Origin of the sequence: Streptococcus parasanguinis, assembly GCF_001069785.1 — a bacterium.
GTDB classification, from domain to species: domain Bacteria; phylum Bacillota; class Bacilli; order Lactobacillales; family Streptococcaceae; genus Streptococcus; species Streptococcus parasanguinis_T.
The window spans coordinates 17,956-34,434 of sequence record NZ_JVSR01000028.1; the positions used below are offsets into that span (position 1 = coordinate 17,956).

15 protein-coding genes are annotated in these 16,479 nt (G+C 39.8%); 14 read left to right on the plus strand and 1 reads right to left on the minus strand.

Annotated elements, in window-relative coordinates:
• Positions 1 to 180 precede the first annotated feature (180 nt).
• From apf to rpsD, 13 genes are all read left to right on the plus strand, one after another.
• On the plus strand, positions 181 to 723 hold the full coding sequence (apf, locus tag ADG03_RS01930) for an aggregation-promoting factor (protein WP_049471773.1): 543 nt from the start codon (positions 181 to 183) through the stop codon (positions 721 to 723).
• A 204-nt stretch (positions 724 to 927) separates the two neighbouring features.
• Positions 928 to 2,049: a tRNA 2-thiouridine(34) synthase MnmA gene (mnmA, locus tag ADG03_RS01935; RefSeq protein WP_023919979.1), complete on the plus strand. Its 1,122-nt coding sequence runs from the start codon at positions 928 to 930 to the stop codon at positions 2,047 to 2,049.
• Between the two features lie 20 nt (positions 2,050 to 2,069).
• Positions 2,070 to 2,492 (plus strand): SseB family protein, encoded by a 423-nt coding sequence (locus ADG03_RS01940; RefSeq protein ID WP_049471774.1) that lies wholly within the window; start codon positions 2,070 to 2,072, stop codon positions 2,490 to 2,492.
• 146 nt (positions 2,493 to 2,638) lie between these two features.
• Positions 2,639 to 3,094, plus strand: coding sequence for an NUDIX hydrolase (locus ADG03_RS01945; RefSeq protein WP_049471775.1), 456 nt, complete (start codon positions 2,639 to 2,641; stop codon positions 3,092 to 3,094).
• A gap of 8 nt (positions 3,095 to 3,102) precedes the next feature.
• Entirely contained in the window at positions 3,103 to 5,013 is a 1,911-nt protein-coding gene (gene mnmG / locus ADG03_RS01950; protein ID WP_049471776.1) for a tRNA uridine-5-carboxymethylaminomethyl(34) synthesis enzyme MnmG, read from the plus strand.
• 199 nt (positions 5,014 to 5,212) lie between these two features.
• Positions 5,213 to 7,189 carry a DHH family phosphoesterase gene (locus ADG03_RS01955; protein ID WP_049471777.1) on the plus strand — a complete coding sequence of 659 codons (1,977 nt, stop codon included), beginning with the start codon at positions 5,213 to 5,215 and terminating at the stop codon, positions 7,187 to 7,189.
• Positions 7,186 to 7,638, plus strand: a complete 453-nt coding sequence (gene rplI, locus ADG03_RS01960) for a 50S ribosomal protein L9 (protein WP_023919974.1) — start codon at positions 7,186 to 7,188, stop codon at positions 7,636 to 7,638. Before ADG03_RS01955 ends, rplI begins: the two co-directional genes overlap by 4 nt.
• Positions 7,639 to 7,663: 25 nt before the next feature.
• Entirely contained in the window at positions 7,664 to 9,022 is a 1,359-nt protein-coding gene (gene dnaB / locus ADG03_RS01965) for a replicative DNA helicase (RefSeq protein ID WP_049471778.1), read from the plus strand.
• A 1-nt stretch (position 9,023) separates the two neighbouring features.
• Positions 9,024 to 9,296 (plus strand): Veg family protein, encoded by a 273-nt coding sequence (locus tag ADG03_RS01970; protein ID WP_003009183.1) that lies wholly within the window; start codon positions 9,024 to 9,026, stop codon positions 9,294 to 9,296.
• A gap of 210 nt (positions 9,297 to 9,506) precedes the next feature.
• The gene (locus ADG03_RS01975) at positions 9,507 to 10,265 is read left to right on the plus strand and encodes an ABC transporter permease (protein WP_049471779.1); all 759 of its coding nucleotides are present in this window, start codon (positions 9,507 to 9,509) and stop codon (positions 10,263 to 10,265) included.
• A 57-nt stretch (positions 10,266 to 10,322) separates the two neighbouring features.
• A complete protein-coding gene (locus ADG03_RS01980) occupies positions 10,323 to 11,318 on the plus strand; it encodes an ABC transporter substrate-binding protein (protein ID WP_049471780.1) in 996 nt (331 codons plus the stop codon).
• On the plus strand, positions 11,311 to 12,042 hold the full coding sequence (locus ADG03_RS01985; RefSeq protein ID WP_049471781.1) for an ABC transporter ATP-binding protein: 732 nt from the start codon (positions 11,311 to 11,313) through the stop codon (positions 12,040 to 12,042). Before ADG03_RS01980 ends, ADG03_RS01985 begins: the two co-directional genes overlap by 8 nt.
• A gap of 205 nt (positions 12,043 to 12,247) precedes the next feature.
• Positions 12,248 to 12,859, plus strand: coding sequence for a 30S ribosomal protein S4 (rpsD, locus tag ADG03_RS01990; RefSeq protein ID WP_003002210.1), 612 nt, complete (start codon positions 12,248 to 12,250; stop codon positions 12,857 to 12,859).
• Positions 12,860 to 13,010: 151 nt separating this feature from the next.
• Here the strand turns inward: rpsD and ADG03_RS01995 are convergent, their stop codons facing one another.
• The gene (locus ADG03_RS01995) at positions 13,011 to 13,544 is read right to left on the minus strand and encodes a TetR/AcrR family transcriptional regulator (RefSeq protein ID WP_003001962.1); all 534 of its coding nucleotides are present in this window, start codon (positions 13,542 to 13,544) and stop codon (positions 13,011 to 13,013) included.
• 134 nt (positions 13,545 to 13,678) lie between these two features.
• On the opposite strand from ADG03_RS01995, the gene ADG03_RS02000 reads away from it, so the two are divergent.
• Positions 13,679 to 16,474, plus strand: coding sequence for a YhgE/Pip domain-containing protein (locus ADG03_RS02000; protein WP_049471782.1), 2,796 nt, complete (start codon positions 13,679 to 13,681; stop codon positions 16,472 to 16,474).
• Positions 16,475 to 16,479: the final 5 nt, after the last annotated feature.

Below are 16,479 nucleotides of genomic sequence, written 5' to 3' on the forward strand. Positions count from 1 at the left end.
ATGATTTCTTCTATTTTTCCCGAAATATCTGAGAAATCTTAAAGGGGGCTTAAAGCATTTATATTATCCTGGATTTTTAGTATTTCTAACATCTGACTGAAATATTTGACACATTATTTCAATAAATATGAAATATTTCTTGTGTAGTATAGAGGTATACCAATAAAGGAGTATATAATAATGAATAAAAAACAAATGATGAAACGAATTATTGGACTTAGTTTACTTGCAGGACTTTTCCTTCCAATTGTAGCGAATGCAGATTCTTATACTGTAAAATCAGGTGATACTTTATCTGCTGTTGCTAAAGAGAGGAACACAACGGTTGATGCGATTGCTAAGAAAAATAAGATTAGTAACGTGAATCTCATCTCAGTTGGTCAAGTTCTTGAGATTGAAGATGCAAATACAACGCAGAAAACTACGGAGCAAGCTCCTGCTAGTAAAACTGATACTACACAAGCAACAACTACTGTCTCTGCTTCAGATGGCTTGAGTGCGGAAGACGCGGCTGCTAAGGAATGGATTGCTCAGAAAGAGTCAAGTGGTAGCTATACAGCACAAAATGGCCAATATTATGGCCGTTACCAATTAACTATCACTTATTTGAATGGTGATTTATCACCTGCAAACCAAGAAAAAGTAGCCAATCAATATGTTGTCAACCGTTATGGATCATGGTCAGCAGCTAAAAATTTCTGGTTGGCAAATGGCTGGTATTAAATTCGTTTAAAAAGAGTTCTTGAATAGGACTCTTTTTAAATTTACAGACTTGTAAACCCATCGATCCTGATCAACAAAAAGAATAGTAAGATGCTTGTTTTCTAATATAAAGCGTGTTAAAATGGTAACTGCTCAAAACGACCTTCAATCGTTGAAGCAAACCACGACCTTCAATCGTGAGAAACGAAAAGATGGGAGAAATCTATGAGTGATAACTCGAAAACACGTGTTGTTGTTGGTATGAGTGGTGGTGTGGATTCATCTGTAACAGCTTTATTATTAAAGCAACAGGGTTACGATGTCATCGGCATCTTCATGAAAAACTGGGACGACACAGACGAAAATGGCGTCTGTACAGCTACAGAAGATTACAAAGATGTAGCAGCGGTTGCAGACCAAATTGGCATTCCTTACTATTCTGTCAACTTTGAGAAAGAATACTGGGATCGTGTCTTTGAATATTTCCTTGCTGAATACCGAGCTGGTCGAACACCAAATCCGGATGTCATGTGTAATAAGGAAATCAAATTTAAGGCCTTTTTAGATTATGCTATGACACTCGGTGCAGATTATGTAGCGACAGGGCACTATGCGCGCGTGGCGCGTGATGAGGATGGCATTGTTCATATGTTACGTGGTGTTGACAACGGGAAGGACCAAACTTATTTCTTAAGCCAGCTGTCACAAGAACAACTTCAAAAAACCATGTTCCCATTGGGACATTTGGAAAAGCCTGAAGTTCGCCGTCTAGCTGAAGAAGCTGGATTAGCAACAGCTAAAAAGAAAGACTCAACTGGAATTTGCTTTATTGGAGAAAAAAATTTCAAAGAGTTTCTAGGGAATTACCTTCCTGCCCAACCAGGTCGAATGATGACCATTGATGGACGAGATATGGGTGAACATGCAGGTTTGATGTATTACACAATCGGTCAACGGGGTGGGCTTGGAATTGGAGGCCAACAAGGTGGAGACAATGCGCCATGGTTTGTAGTTGGTAAAGACCTTAGTCAAAATATTCTTTATGTAGGTCAAGGCTTCTATCATGAAGCATTGATGTCAACAAGTTTACAGGCTAGTCAAGTTCACTTTACACGAGATATGCCAGAAGAGTTTACATTAGAGTGTACAGCTAAGTTCCGCTATCGTCAACCAGATTCTAAGGTAACTGTACACGTTAAAGGTGATAAGGCAGAAGTGATTTTTGCAGAACCTCAACGAGCTATTACACCAGGACAAGCTGTTGTCTTTTACGACGGTGAAGAGTGTCTAGGCGGTGGCTTGATTGACAATGCTTATCGGGATGGAAAAGTTTGTCAGTATATTTAGATTTTCTAGGAGGAACGAAAGTGTTTCAGTTCTTTAAGAAAAAAATAGAGAACACAAAGACTATCTCTGACTATAAGAAACAGTATTTGAGGGAGAAAACGACGGAGTCAATTGAAGCTTTGTTCAAGGAATTGAAGCAATCTAAAGTTTGGGTTCCCTTTAATGCCTCTTTAATGGATGGGAGTGACGAACAAGAAGGTGTTCGTCTAAAACCGGATATTCTACGAAAGGGAGACGACTACTTTTATCCTTGTTTCTTGACGGAACAGGATATTCCTAAAGATTATTACGATCGTTTTTCTTGGCTGCAAATACCTTTTACGGACTGTTTATTTACTGCAGAAAGGATAGGAAAGTTTCCAGTGAGAGGGATTGTTCTAGATGCATTCTCTGATCCAGTTGAGATTGACAAAGGAGTTTTTGAAGCAATCCGTCAATCTTAGTATATTTAAATTGACAAATTTTCTCAATTTGCTACAATAATAAAAGCAATAGAAATGATGGTCAAAGCTCATGGATGTTGCAGGCTTTTTTGTCCTGCACTTCTCAGAGTTTTGACTATTTTTGTGTGATTTCGAAAGGAAGTAAAATGAGGCAACAGGATTTTCGGACGAAAATAGGTTCTACTGTTTTTGGCGTGAGAGCGACTGCTTTGATTGTAAAAGATAATCGCTTGTTCGTCATAGAAGATGAGGACGGCTGTTATACAATCGGAGGTGCTATTCAAGTCAATGAAACTACAGAGGATGCGGTAGTTCGTGAAGTCAAAGAGGAACTTGGTGTTACATCTACAGTAGGTCCGTTAGCTTTCGTGGTTGAAAATCACTTTGAACAAGCTGGAATCCACTATCATAACATTGAATTTCATTATTTGGTGGACTTGCTAGAAGATGCACCTTTGGTCATGCAGGAAGATACAAAGCGATTACCTTGCCGTTGGATTGCTTTAGATGATTTACACACTGTTGACCTGAAACCAGCCTTTTTAAAATCAGCCCTACCAGAATGGGACGGAAAATTACGACACATCCATCTTGAGAAATAGGAGAAAAAATGACTTATAATTTTATTGAAGAATACGATATCATTGTAATCGGTGCGGGGCATGCGGGAGTAGAAGCCTCCCTAGCTGCTAGCCGTATGGGTTGTAAGGTCTTACTTGCGACTATTAACATTGAAATGCTGGCTTTTATGCCTTGTAATCCCTCTATTGGTGGTTCTGCTAAGGGGATTGTCGTGCGTGAAGTCGATGCCCTCGGTGGAGAAATGGCGAAGAATATCGACAAGACCTACATCCAAATGAAAATGCTCAATACTGGTAAAGGTCCTGCGGTTCGTGCACTTCGGGCTCAAGCAGACAAAGAACTTTACTCAAAAGAAATGCGGAAAACAGTTGAAAACCAAGAAAATTTAACTCTTCGCCAAACTATGATTGATGAGATTTTGGTGGAGAATGGTAAGGTTGTTGGTGTAAGGACTGCGACTCAACAAGAGTATGGAGCAAAGGCTGTTATTGTCACTACTGGGACAGCTTTACGCGGAGAAATTATCATTGGAGATCTCAAGTATTCGTCAGGGCCTAATCATAGTCTAGCTTCTATCAATTTGGCCGATAATCTCAAACAGCTAGGATTAGAAATTGGACGTTTCAAAACAGGGACGCCACCTCGTGTAAAGGCATCGTCAATTAACTATGACGAAACGGAAATTCAACCTGGAGATGAAGCTCCAAATCATTTTTCTTATACATCGCGTGATGAAGATTATGTAAAGGATCAAGTCCCTTGTTGGTTGACTTATACGAATGGGCATAGCCATGAAATTATCCAGAATAATTTACACCGGGCCCCTATGTTTACAGGGGTTGTAAAGGGAGTGGGTCCTCGCTATTGTCCGTCCATTGAGGATAAAATTGTCCGTTTTGCTGACAAAGAGCGTCATCAACTATTTTTAGAACCTGAGGGACGAAATACAGAAGAAGTCTATGTTCAAGGACTGTCAACGAGTTTACCAGAGGATGTTCAGCGGGATCTCGTCCATTCTATTAAGGGACTTGAGAAGGCAGAAATGATGCGAACGGGTTATGCGATTGAGTATGATATGGTTTTGCCTCATCAATTGCGCGCAACTTTGGAAACCAAGAAAATTTCAGGTCTCTTTACAGCTGGGCAAACCAATGGAACGTCTGGCTATGAGGAGGCCGCTGGTCAAGGAATTATTGCAGGGATCAATGCGGCGCTAAAAATCCAAGGAAAACCAGAACTCATTTTGAAACGCAGTGATGGTTATATTGGGGTCATGATCGATGACTTGGTAACAAAGGGAACGATCGAACCGTATCGTTTGTTAACAAGCCGTGCAGAATACCGTCTGATTTTGCGTCATGATAATGCCGATATGCGCTTGACAGAAATGGGACGAGCAATTGGATTGGTAGATGATGAACGTTGGCAACGTTTCGAAACCAAGAAGTATCAGTTTGAAAACGAGATGAAGCGTTTGGATAGCATTAAGTTAAAGCCTGTAAAGGAAACCAATGAAAAGGTTGCTGCAATGGGCTTTAAACCATTGACAGATGCTGTCACTGCTAAAGAATTCTTGCGACGACCAGAAGTCTCTTACCAAGATGTGGTAGAATTTATCGGTCCTGCAGCTGAAGAACTGGATGATAAAATCATTGAATTGATTGAAACTGAAATTAAATACGAAGGCTATATCTCAAAAGCAATGGACCAAGTCGAAAAAATGAAGCGTATGGAAGAAAAACGAATTCCTGCGAATATTGACTGGGATGATATTGACTCTATTGCAACCGAAGCGCGTCAAAAATTTAAATTAATTAATCCAGAAACGATTGGTCAAGCAAGTCGTATCTCAGGTGTCAATCCAGCGGATATCTCTATTTTAATGGTTTACTTGGAAGGTAAATCTCGTAGTATCTCCAAAAACAAAGCAAACCACTAATCAAATGGGGCTGAGATGATGTTTCAGCCTCAATTTTATGGATTGAAATCTGTTGTTGCTGTTTACACAGTTGTAAACCCTTGTTTACAAAGTAGTGAAGCGGAGGAAGAGCTTTTTACGGGTCTTTCTTCTCTGTAATATAGAGAGAAACCTCGCTTTTTACCTCTATTTATGGTATAATTCCGAGAAGAGGTTTATGATGAAAAAATTTCGTTTATCGTTCATCCATTATGTGTTAATTGGTTTTATTTCATTTGCAATTTTAGCAATTTTTTTAAGAATCTTTGGCAAAGGCTATGTAACTCTCATTGCAATTTTTTTAGTCTTAGCTGGATTGATTGCTTTATTTGAATACCAGTTACAAATTTCAGAGTTAGATGAATTAGAACAAATACAATATGTTAACCATCAGGCAGAAAGCGGATTAGCATCTCTCCTTGATAAAATGCCTGTTGGAGTTATCAAAATTAATGAAGAGACAAATGAAGTAGAGTGGTTCAACCCTTATGCTGAATTGATTTTTTCAACAGATGATGGGGACTTTGATGTTGAATCCTTGAAAAAGTTACTCAATACTTTGTTTGAGGATAAAGGTCATTATGTCACGGTAGCCGATAAGAAATATTCTGTTTACTTTGATCAGACGTCTAGTGTTGTTTACTTTTTTGATGTTTCAAGTGAGTATGAAGCAACTGTGGGATTGGTGACAACTCGTCCCGTTATCGGTATTATTTCTGTTGATAACTATGATGATCTAGAAGATGTCATTTCAGACTCTGATATTAGCAATATCAATAGTTTTATTGCCAACTTTGTAGAAGAGTTTACAGCTCATTACCATATGTTTTACAGACGTGTGGGGATGGATCGTTTCTATTTGTTTACAGACTACACGGTCTTAGAACAGTTGATGGAATCAAAATTTTCTGTCATCGATCAATTCCGTGAAGAAGCTAAAAATCGTGAGCTACCTATTACCTTAAGTATGGGATTCTCGTATGGTGACGGGGAGCATGATGAGATTGGTAAAGTGGCTCTCTTGAACCTAAACCTTGCGGAAGTTCGTGGTGGGGATCAAGCAGTAGTCAAAGAAAATGATGAACAGAAAAACCCTATTTTCTTTGGTGGTGGAACAGCTTCGGCTGTGAAGCGGACTCGGACTCGCACACGCGCTATGATGACAGCTATTTCGGATAAGATTAAATCTGTTGATCAAGTTTTCATTGTTGGGCATAGAAACTTGGATATGGACGCTTTAGGAGCGTCTGTGGGGATGCAGTTTTTCTCTAGCAATATTTTGGCTTCCTCTTATGTGGTCTATGACCCGCATGCAATGGCTAGTGATATTTCAAGAGCAATTGCGAAACTAGAAGAAGAGCAGGTGACGAAAATCCTTCCCCTAGAGGAAGCCATGCAAATGGTGACGGATCGCTCTTTGTTAATTATGGTGGACCATTCTAAGACAGCCTTGACTCTTTCAAAAGAGTTTTATCAGGAATTTAAACAGATTATTGTCATTGACCATCACCGTCGGGATGATGATTTCCCTGAAAATGTTCTGATCACCTATATTGAAAGTGGAGCAAGTAGTGCGAGCGAATTGGTTAGTGAACTGATTCAGTTCCAGAAGTCGAAGAAAAATCGGTTAACGAAGATTCAAGCTAGTGTCTTGATGGCTGGGATTATGCTGGATACTAAGAACTTCTCCGCACGTGTTACGAGTCGGACCTTTGATGTGGCGAGTTACCTTCGTTCAAGAGGTAGTGATAGTGTAACCATCCAGGAGATCTCTGCGATTCAGTTTGATGAGTACCGCGAAGTGAACGAACTGATCTTGACTGGTGAAAAGATTTTGCCACATATCATCGTAGCTTGTGCCAATACGACTAAAGCCTATGATTCAGTAACTATTAGTAAAGCAGCTGATAGTATGCTAGCCATGTCTGAGGTGGAAGCAACCTTTGTCATTGCTTGTAATCAAAGTGGGACTGTCTCGATTTCTGCACGAAGTCGAAGCAAAGTCAATGTACAGCGTATCATGGAACAGCTTGGCGGAGGAGGTCATTTCAACTCGGCAGCCTCTCAAATTGAGGGTCAAGATTTGATGAGTATTCGTCAACAACTGATTGAGACTATTGAAAACGAAGTAACTATTGAAAAGGAGAATGTAGAATGAAAGTTATTTTCTTAGCGGATGTAAAAGGTAAAGGTAAAAAAGGCGAAATTAAAGAAGTACCTACTGGTTATGCACAAAACTTTTTGATCAAGAAAAATCTTGCGAAAGAAGCCAATGCCCAAGCAATCGGTGAACTTCGTGGAAAGCAAAAGTCAGAAGAAAAAGCGCATGCTGAATTGTTAGCGGAAGCGCAAAAGATTAAAGCAAAATTAGAAGAAGAAGCAACTGTTGTTCAATTCACTGAAAAAATTGGGCCAGATGGCCGTACTTTCGGCTCTATTACCAATAAAAAGATTGCAGAAGAACTTGAGAAACAATTTGGCATTAAGATTGATAAACGTCATATCCAAGTTTCCACTCCAATTCGTTCAACAGGTTTGATTGACGTCCCTGTAAAAATTTATCAAGATGTTACAGGTGTGATTAATATTCGTGTAAACGAAGGGTAAACACGATCGATAGAAAGGTTTTTTTATGGCTGAGATAGAGGAATTACGAACACAACCTCAAGATATCCAAGCTGAACAATCAGTGTTGGGAGCCATTTTTATTGATGAGGGGAAATTGGTCTTTGTTCGTGAATATATCGAGCCTGGCGATTTCTTTAAGTACTCGCACCGTTTGATTTTTAAAGCCATGATCGATCTAGCTGACCGCGGGGATGCGATTGATGCGACGACTGTTCGAAATATTTTAGATAGTCAGGGGGATCTCCAAAATATTGGCGGTCTCTCCTATTTGGTAGAAGTCATTAATTCGGTACCAACTTCAGCTAACGCAGAGTATTACGCGAAAATTGTTGCCGAAAAAGCTGTTTTACGTCGATTGATCTCTCGATTAACGGAAAGTATTAATCAAGCTTATGATGGTGCAAGTCCTTCAGATGAAATCATTGCGGGTGCTGAAAAAGCTCTGATTGATGTTAGTGAAAACGCAAATCGTAGTGGATTTAAAAATATTCGAGACATCTTGAATATAAATTTTGGTAGCTTGGAAGCCCGCTCGCTTCAAACCTCTGATGTTACGGGTATTGCGACAGGCTATCGCGATTTGGACCATATGACGACAGGGCTACATGAGGAAGAATTGATTATTTTAGCGGCTCGTCCTGCAGTAGGGAAAACAGCCTTTGCTCTAAATATTGCTCAAAATATCGGGACAAAGTTGGATAAGACAGTGGCTATTTTCTCATTAGAAATGGGTGCTGAAAGTTTGGTTGACCGGATGTTAGCAGCTGAAGGCTTGATTGAATCCCATTCGATTCGTACAGGTCAATTGACGGATGAAGAGTGGCGGAAATATGCCATTGCTCAAGGAAATTTGGCCAATGCGAGTATTTACATCGATGATACCCCAGGAATTCGGATCACTGAGATTCGTTCGAGAGCAAGAAAATTAGCGCAGGAAACAGGCAATCTCGGTCTTATTCTGATTGACTACCTGCAGCTGATTACAGGAACTGGAAGAGAAAACCGTCAACAGGAAGTTTCAGAAATTTCTCGTCAGTTAAAGATTTTGGCGAAGGAACTAAAAGTTCCCGTTATTGCTTTGAGTCAGCTATCACGTGGTGTGGAACAGCGCCAAGACAAACGTCCTGTTCTTTCTGATATTCGTGAATCTGGATCGATTGAGCAGGATGCGGATATTGTTGCTTTCTTGTACCGTGATGATTATTATGATCGAGCTGGTGAAGAGGAAGAAGATGTAATGCCCAATAATACGGTTGAAGTGATTATTGAGAAAAACCGTTCAGGTGCGCGTGGGACAGTCGAATTAATATTCCAAAAGGAATACAATAAATTCTCAAGTATTTCAAAGAGAGAGGATCAATAAGATGAGTGATGCATTTACAGATGTTGCAAAAATGAAAAAAATTAAGGAAGAGATCAAGGCTCATGAAGGACAAGTGGTTGAAATGACACTTGAAAATGGACGGAAACGTCAAAAAAATAAATTTGGACGCTTGATTGAGGTCTATCCTTCTTTATTTATTATCGAGTATACGAACGACAATAGTTTACCAGGTGAACCAGCTAATACCTACGTGGAGTCTTACACCTATTCAGATATTTTGACAGAGAAGAATTTAATTCGTTATTTGGATTAATTCCTTGCTTTTATCGTCTAAATCAGTTATTATAATAAATACATATGGGAGTCTGTGTACAGTCTGAGAGGAAGTGTAAGCTTCGACCGCACCTGATCTGGGTAATGCCAGCGTAGGAAACAAATGAAATGTATTTTTCGTTATGAGTGACCTTGTGCAATCCGTCTCCTATTTTGGAGGCGTTTTTTATTTGTGAGAAAGGAGGTTACGATGTCTCTTGTAAAAAGATATTCAAAACAATTGATAGGATTTGCAGGTTTTAGCAGTCTTCTTGTCTTATGGCAGTTAGCAGGATTTTTAAATATCCTCCCCAAATTTGTATTACCAACGCCACTTGAAATTGGGAATGCCTTTGTACGAGATCGAGTTCTCCTGATTCATCACAGTTTGTCTACCCTTCAAGTGGCCTTGATTGGACTTGTTATAGGGGTTCTTCTTGCTGCTGGCTTTGCGATTCTCATGGATAGTTTTCAATGGGTGAATGATCTGGTATATCCTTTTATGGTTGTTATTCAAACCATTCCGACGATTGCCTTGGCCCCTATCCTGGTTCTTTGGTTTGGTTATGGTATGCTTCCAAAACTGGTTTTGATCATTATTACGGTGGTATTTCCCATCGTAGTCAGTCTGTTAGATGGTTTTCGGCATTGCGATCAAGATATTCTGAGATTGTTTCAGATTATGCAAGCCAATCGCTTTCAGACTTTAGTCCATTATAAAATTCCTGCAGCGCTTCCTTATTTTTTTGCAGGTTTACGTGTGAGCGTTTCCTATGCTTTTATCAGTACGGTAGTTTCAGAATGGTTAGGAGGTTTTGATGGATTGGGGGTCTATATGATCCAGTCGAAGAAGTTATTTCAGTATGATACGATGTTTGCGATCATTGTATTGATTTCTGCTATTAGTTTACTCGGTATGTTTCTCGTTGACCAATTAGAACGAACCATTCTGAAATGGAAAAAGGATTGACAAACTTGTAAATGGTGTAAAAATTAAATTGACAAAAATGTAAAAGAGGTATAGCTAATGAAAAAGTCAATAGGTTTATTTTTATCAATAATATTGGGATTTGTTTTCTTGAGTGCTTGTCAAAATTCTGTCAAGCAATCGTCAAGTAGTTTGAAAAAGATTGATTTTATTCTAGATTGGACCCCGAATACCAATCATACGGGTCTCTATGTAGCAAAGGAAAAAGGGTATTTTAAAGATGCAGGACTGGATGTAGATATAAAACTTCCGCCGGAAGACAGTAGTTCTGATTTGATTATTAATGGGAAAGCTCCATTTGGTATTTATTTCCAAGATTCTATGGCCAAGAAATTGGATAAAGGTGCGGGGATTACCGCTGTTGCAGCTATCGTCGAACACAATACGTCAGGGATTATTTCAAGAAAAGATGCAGCGATCACAAGTCCAAAAGATTTGGTTGGTAAGAAGTATGGTACCTGGAATGATCCGATTGAGTTGGAAATGATCAAATCGATGATGAAAAAAGAGGGGGCTGATTTTAATCAAGTAAAATTGGTTCCAAATAGTGATTCAAATTCCATTACTCCGATTGAAAATAAGGTCTTTGATGCTGCTTGGATTTATCACGGTTGGGATGGAATTTTAGCTGAGCAAAAGGGAATGAAGACCAATTTCTTCTATATGAAAGATTTTGTTCCTGCATTTGACTACTATTCGCCTGTTATTATTGCTAACAATGACTATTTGAAGTCTCATAAAGAGGAAGCAAAAAAATTCATTCAAGCGGTGAAAAAAGGCTACCAATATGCTATAGAGCATCCAGAAGAAGCTGCGGATATCTTGATCAAACAGGCCCCTGCCTTAGCTAACCAGCGTGATTTTGTACTCGCTTCCCAAAAATATCTTTCTAATCAATATGCTTCAGACAAGGACAAGTGGGGGCAGTTTGATCCTAAGCGGTGGAATGCTTTTTATGCTTGGGCAAAAGAGCAAGGATTGGTTTCAAATGACTTAGAAGACAAAGGTTTCACAAACGAATTGGTAGGTGACTGATATTTTAACCGTAAAAGATGTAAGTTTCTCTTTTGGAGATAAAGCAGTTTTAAATAATGTATCACTAGAAGTGCAAAAAGGAGAAATCGTCTCTATTCTAGGTCCGAGTGGGGTAGGGAAATCAACCTTGTTTAATTTAATTGCTGGGATCCTTCCCTTACAAAAGGGTACCATAGAAGTAGATAATGCTCCGATCTCCTTTGGGAAAGTCAGCTATATGCTACAAAAGGATCTTTTGTTGGAACATAAGACAGTATTGGGAAATATTATTCTTCCCCTTCAATTGAAAAAGATTCCTAAGGAAGAGGCGACATCTACAGCTCTAAAATTGTTAGATGAATTTAAATTGGGAAGTATCGCCAACCTTTATCCCAATGCCCTGAGTGGGGGGATGCGGCAACGGGTGGCGCTATTGAGAACCTATCTTCTGGGTCATTCTGTCTTCCTATTAGATGAAGCTTTTAGTGCCTTAGATGAATTGACAAGGCAGGATCTTTATCACTGGTATCTAGACAGTAAGGAACGTCTTGGTCTCACCACTCTAGTGATCACTCATAGTATCGAAGAAGCTTTGACATTGAGTGACCGGATCTATATCTTAAATCATAATCCCGGTGAAATTATTGCAGATCTTCCTTTAAAATGGGATCCAGCAACGGATAGAGACTGGCAACAATTGCAATATAAAAAACGAATCATAGAATTATTGTCTGAATTTCATTGAAATTGTTTTGAAGGACTTTACAAAGTTTCTATTCCGTGATAGAATAGAATTTGTGCGAAATGACAGCAGGACAAAATGAAGCTCGTCAACAGGAAGTCAGCTAGAAAAGTAACCTTTGCTGTTTGGGCGAAGGCTTTCTGAACGAATCAGGTTTGTCTAAAACGTTATTTCCTACAAAAATTATTTTTATAGGAGGACATTTTAAATGTCACGTTATACAGGACCATCTTGGAAACAATCTCGCCGTCTTGGCTTGTCACTTACAGGTACAGGTAAAGAATTGGCACGTCGTAACTACGTACCAGGTCAACACGGACCAAACAACCGTTCAAAATTATCAGAATACGGTTTGCAATTAGCTGAAAAGCAAAAACTTCGTTTCTCTTACGGACTTGGTGAAAAACAATTCCGTAACTTGTTCGTACAAGCTACTAAAGTTAAAGAAGGAACTGTCGGTTTCAACTTCATGCTTCTTTTGGAACGTCGTTTGGATAACGTTGTTTACCGTCTTGGACTTGCGACTACTCGTCGTCAAGCTCGTCAATTCGTTAACCACGGTCACATCCTTGTTGACGGAAAACGCGTTGATATCCCTTCATACCGCGTAACTCCAGGTCAAGTGATCTCAGTTCGCGAAAAATCAGCTAAAGTTCCAGCTATCCTTGAAGCTGTTGAAGCTACAGTTGGACGTCCAGCATTCGTATCATTCGATGCTGACAAACTTGAAGGTTCATTGACTCGCCTTCCAGAACGCGATGAAATCAACCCAGAAATCAACGAAGCACTTGTCGTTGAATTCTACAACAAAATGCTTTAATTTTAAGATATACTTTGCAGAAAGCCTACTACAGTGGGCTTTTTGTTTTGTCTTAAAGGGTTGATTTCTGGGTTTGCTCTCCTTTTTGTTTTCTTAAAACCTAAACCTGATAATAAAAAAACTCCTGATCTAGATCGATCAGGAGAGACTGTTACCGTAACATTTTCATTAAAAATTCAGCCATTTGTTGAGGGCTTTCTTTTTTTCCGCGCGAAACCCACATCTGACAGACTCCGAAGAAGGCATTGGTCAGATAGACAGAACTGTAGACTCTTTCAATATCTGTTAATGATTTATGACTATAGCGCTCTTGCAAACTATCAACCAGAAGAATCTGTAATTTATGTCGTAAGAAGGTTTGGATCTCTTTGGTTCCATTCTCTGTCAGAAGAACCGCAAAGAGTGGCTCCTTGGTTAGAAATTCGAACACTTCTGTAATCGCTTGGCGCTTGTCATCTTGGTGTTTATCAAAGATATATTCAAGCTTGTGAAAGAGTGCTTGTTGGTAGCGCTCGATCATATCATACTTGTCTCGATAGTGGGTATAAAAGCTAGAGCGACTAATGCCGGATTCTTGTGCTAACTCAACCGTTGTGATTTGGTCGAATGATTCCTTTTCTAGTAGTCGAACCATCGCCTCCTCGATATTTCGTTTTGTTTTTAATCGTTTATTGCTCTCAGTCATCTGTTAATCCTTTTTGCACAAAATTATACACAGTGTCTAAAAATAAAGATTTCCTACTTGTGAAAATTTCTAGAAACTGTATAATCTATTATATCAGAAATTTAGACAATGTGTATAAAAAGGAGACAAAAAATATGATGAAAGAATGGAAGGCTATTCTTAAAAAGCCAACATTTATCATTGTCATGATTGGAGTTGCTTTGATTCCAGCTCTTTATAATATTATTTTTCTATCTTCCATGTGGGATCCATATGGCCAAGTTTCGGATCTTCCTGTAGCGGTTGTCAATAAGGATCAATCTGCTACATATAATGGACAAAAAATGGAAATCGGAAAAGACATGGTGTCCAATTTGAAGGACAATGACTCACTTGATTTTCATTTTGTAGATGAGAAAGCTGCGAAAGATGGTCTCAAAAATGGCGATTATTATATGATTGTAACCCTGCCTGAGGATCTTTCAAAAAAAGCTAGCTCCATCTTAACCAATCATCCGGAACAGATGACCATTGATTACCAAACGTCCAGTGGTCATAGTTTTATCGCAGGGAAAATGAGCGACACTGCGATGACAAAAATGAAGCAGTCAGTGGCTGAAAAAGTGACCAATACGTATACAACAGCTTTATTTTCCAAAATGGGATCGCTTAAAACTGGTATGGGGACAGCGGCAGATGGAAGTGCTAAATTAGCAGATGGTGCAAGTAAATTGGAAGATGGTGGTCAAACACTATCTACTAATTTGAATACATTGGCTCGTTCAAGCTTAGCATTTTCAGATGGTGCAACTACTCTTCGTACAGGTCTAGCGGCTTATACAGATGGTGTTGGTCAATTAGGAAATGGTCTCAATCAAATGGCTGGTCAACTTCCAAACTTGGTATCTGGCGTCAATCAATTAAATAATGGGTTTGGTACTTTTAATACAGGCTTGATGGCTTATGCTACCGGAGTGGATCGATTAGGAAATGGTCTCAATCAAATGGCGAGTCAAACCCCTCAGTTGGCTTCAGGAGTTGGTCAATTAACCAGCGGTATGGGGACCCTCAATGATGGTCTTGGGAATTATACCAATGGCGTGCGTCAATTGAATTCAGGCCTATCTAACTTTTCAAATGGTTTAGCAACCTATACAAATGGAGTCGCTACTTTATCAGAGGGAGCGGGTCAATTAAGTAGTCAATCTGCTACCCTTCGAAATGGGGTTTCACAATTAGAATCAGGTATTCAAACATTATCAAGCCAGCTACAAGCTTCTACAAGTCAATCCGCTCAGATTGATCAATTGGCAGCAGGTTTAAACCAATTAAATGCAGCGATTCAAAATGCTACGGTAGATACCAGTCAACTTTCGTCTGGATTGACGAGTATTGCGAATTCAGCTCAATCAATCCTTGCTTCAGCCCAAGCGGATCGTGCAAATGCCCTTGCAAGTGTGCAAGGGACAGCAGCCTATCAAGCAATGACAGCTGACCAACAAGCGGAAATCAATGCGGCAATCTCATCGAGCCCAAGCTCGAGTGAAACGGCGGCTCAAGGGATCTTGACAACGATTCAAACGATCCAAGGTAGTTTGAATACAGGAAATAGCTTGACACAACTGCAAACGGCAGCCAATCAAGTTTTACCGACAGCTTCTTCTACCTTGACAGACTTGTCAAGTGGCTTGTCTAAGATCCAATCCGCAGTTAGTGGACAATTGTTGCCAGCTAGTCAAACCATCAGTCAAGGGATCAGCGCTTATACAGCTGGTGTCGATAAAATCGCTAATGGAGCAACCCAACTTCAGACGAATAGCAGTACTTTAACAAATGGGGCTAGTCAGTTAGCAGCAGGTGTTGGTCAACTAGATAGTAAATCATCAGAATTACTTGCAGGAAGCAATCAATTGGCTTCTGGTCTAGGTGAGTTAAATGGGAAGATGCCTGCCTTGACATCAGGCATGAATCAACTGGCTTCAGGAGCGACCCAATTAACAGGTAAGTCGGGTGAATTGGTTGCTGGTGCTGGAAAATTAGCTGACGGTGTAGGACAATTGAACAGCAAGACTCCAGAGTTGGCAGGTGGTGTCAATAAACTTGTCACTGGTGTCAATCAGTTGACAGAAAAATCAGGTCAACTAGTTACCGGAGCTGATAAACTAGCCGACGGTGCAAATCAAATCTCAGATGGGTCCAGCAAATTAGCAGCAGGTGGCCAAACATTGACAAATGGTTTAGGTGAATTAGCAACAGGAAGCCAAACCTTGAGTCAAGGATTAAACGATGCTAAGGGACAATTGAATGTGGCTACAACTGAAAAAGAAAACGCTAAAACCTTAGCAGATCCTGTCACTTTGTCTAAAACAGACCGTGACAATGTCCCGGTGAATGGTGTCGGAATGGCTCCTTATATGATCTCTGTAGCACTCTTTGTTTGTGCCTTGTCAACCAATATGATCTTTGCAAAATTGCCATCCGGTCGTCATCCTGAAAGTCGCTGGGCATGGTTTAAATCTCGCTTTGAGGTCAACGGAACGATTGCGGTGATTGCAGGAGTCTTGGTCTATGGTGCCGTTCACTTGATTGGGTTATCAGCTAATCATGAGATGGCTACTCTCTTCCTTTGTGTGATTGGTAGTGTGGCCTTCATGTCTATCGTGACTGCTTTGACAACATGGCAAAGAAAGATCGGTGCTTTCCTTTCCTTGATCCTCTTGCTCTTGCAATTGGCTTCTAGTGCAGGAACCTATCCTCTTGCTTTGACAAATGGCTTTTTCCAAGCCATTCATCCATTCTTGCCAATGAGTTATACCGTTTCTGGTCTTCGTCAAACGATTTCGATGACAGGAGAAATTGGAAATCAAGTGGCCTTCCTTCTGATGACTATTGCTCTTTTTGCAGGGCTAGGAATGTGGTTCTATAATCCAAAACAATATGAAGAGGACTAATCTTC

Bases quoted from the DNA above. Each gene is read 5' to 3' on its own strand.
- apf (WP_049471773.1), top strand. From the start codon at position 181: ATGAATAAAAAACAAATGATGAAACGAATTATTGGACTTAGTTTACTT.
- mnmA (WP_023919979.1), top strand. From the start codon at position 928: ATGAGTGATAACTCGAAAACACGTGTTGTTGTTGGTATGAGTGGTGGT.
- ADG03_RS01945 (WP_049471775.1), top strand. From the start codon at position 2,639: ATGAGGCAACAGGATTTTCGGACGAAAATAGGTTCTACTGTTTTTGGC.
- mnmG (WP_049471776.1), top strand. From the start codon at position 3,103: ATGACTTATAATTTTATTGAAGAATACGATATCATTGTAATCGGTGCG.
- ADG03_RS01955 (WP_049471777.1), top strand. From the start codon at position 5,213: ATGAAAAAATTTCGTTTATCGTTCATCCATTATGTGTTAATTGGTTTT.
- rplI (WP_023919974.1), top strand. From the start codon at position 7,186: ATGAAAGTTATTTTCTTAGCGGATGTAAAAGGTAAAGGTAAAAAAGGC.
- dnaB (WP_049471778.1), top strand. From the start codon at position 7,664: ATGGCTGAGATAGAGGAATTACGAACACAACCTCAAGATATCCAAGCT.
- ADG03_RS01970 (WP_003009183.1), top strand. From the start codon at position 9,024: ATGAGTGATGCATTTACAGATGTTGCAAAAATGAAAAAAATTAAGGAA.
- ADG03_RS01975 (WP_049471779.1), top strand. From the start codon at position 9,507: ATGTCTCTTGTAAAAAGATATTCAAAACAATTGATAGGATTTGCAGGT.
- ADG03_RS01980 (WP_049471780.1), top strand. From the start codon at position 10,323: ATGAAAAAGTCAATAGGTTTATTTTTATCAATAATATTGGGATTTGTT.
- rpsD (WP_003002210.1), top strand. From the start codon at position 12,248: ATGTCACGTTATACAGGACCATCTTGGAAACAATCTCGCCGTCTTGGC.
- ADG03_RS01995 (WP_003001962.1), bottom strand. From the start codon at position 13,544: ATGACTGAGAGCAATAAACGATTAAAAACAAAACGAAATATCGAGGAG.
- ADG03_RS02000 (WP_049471782.1), top strand. From the start codon at position 13,679: ATGATGAAAGAATGGAAGGCTATTCTTAAAAAGCCAACATTTATCATT.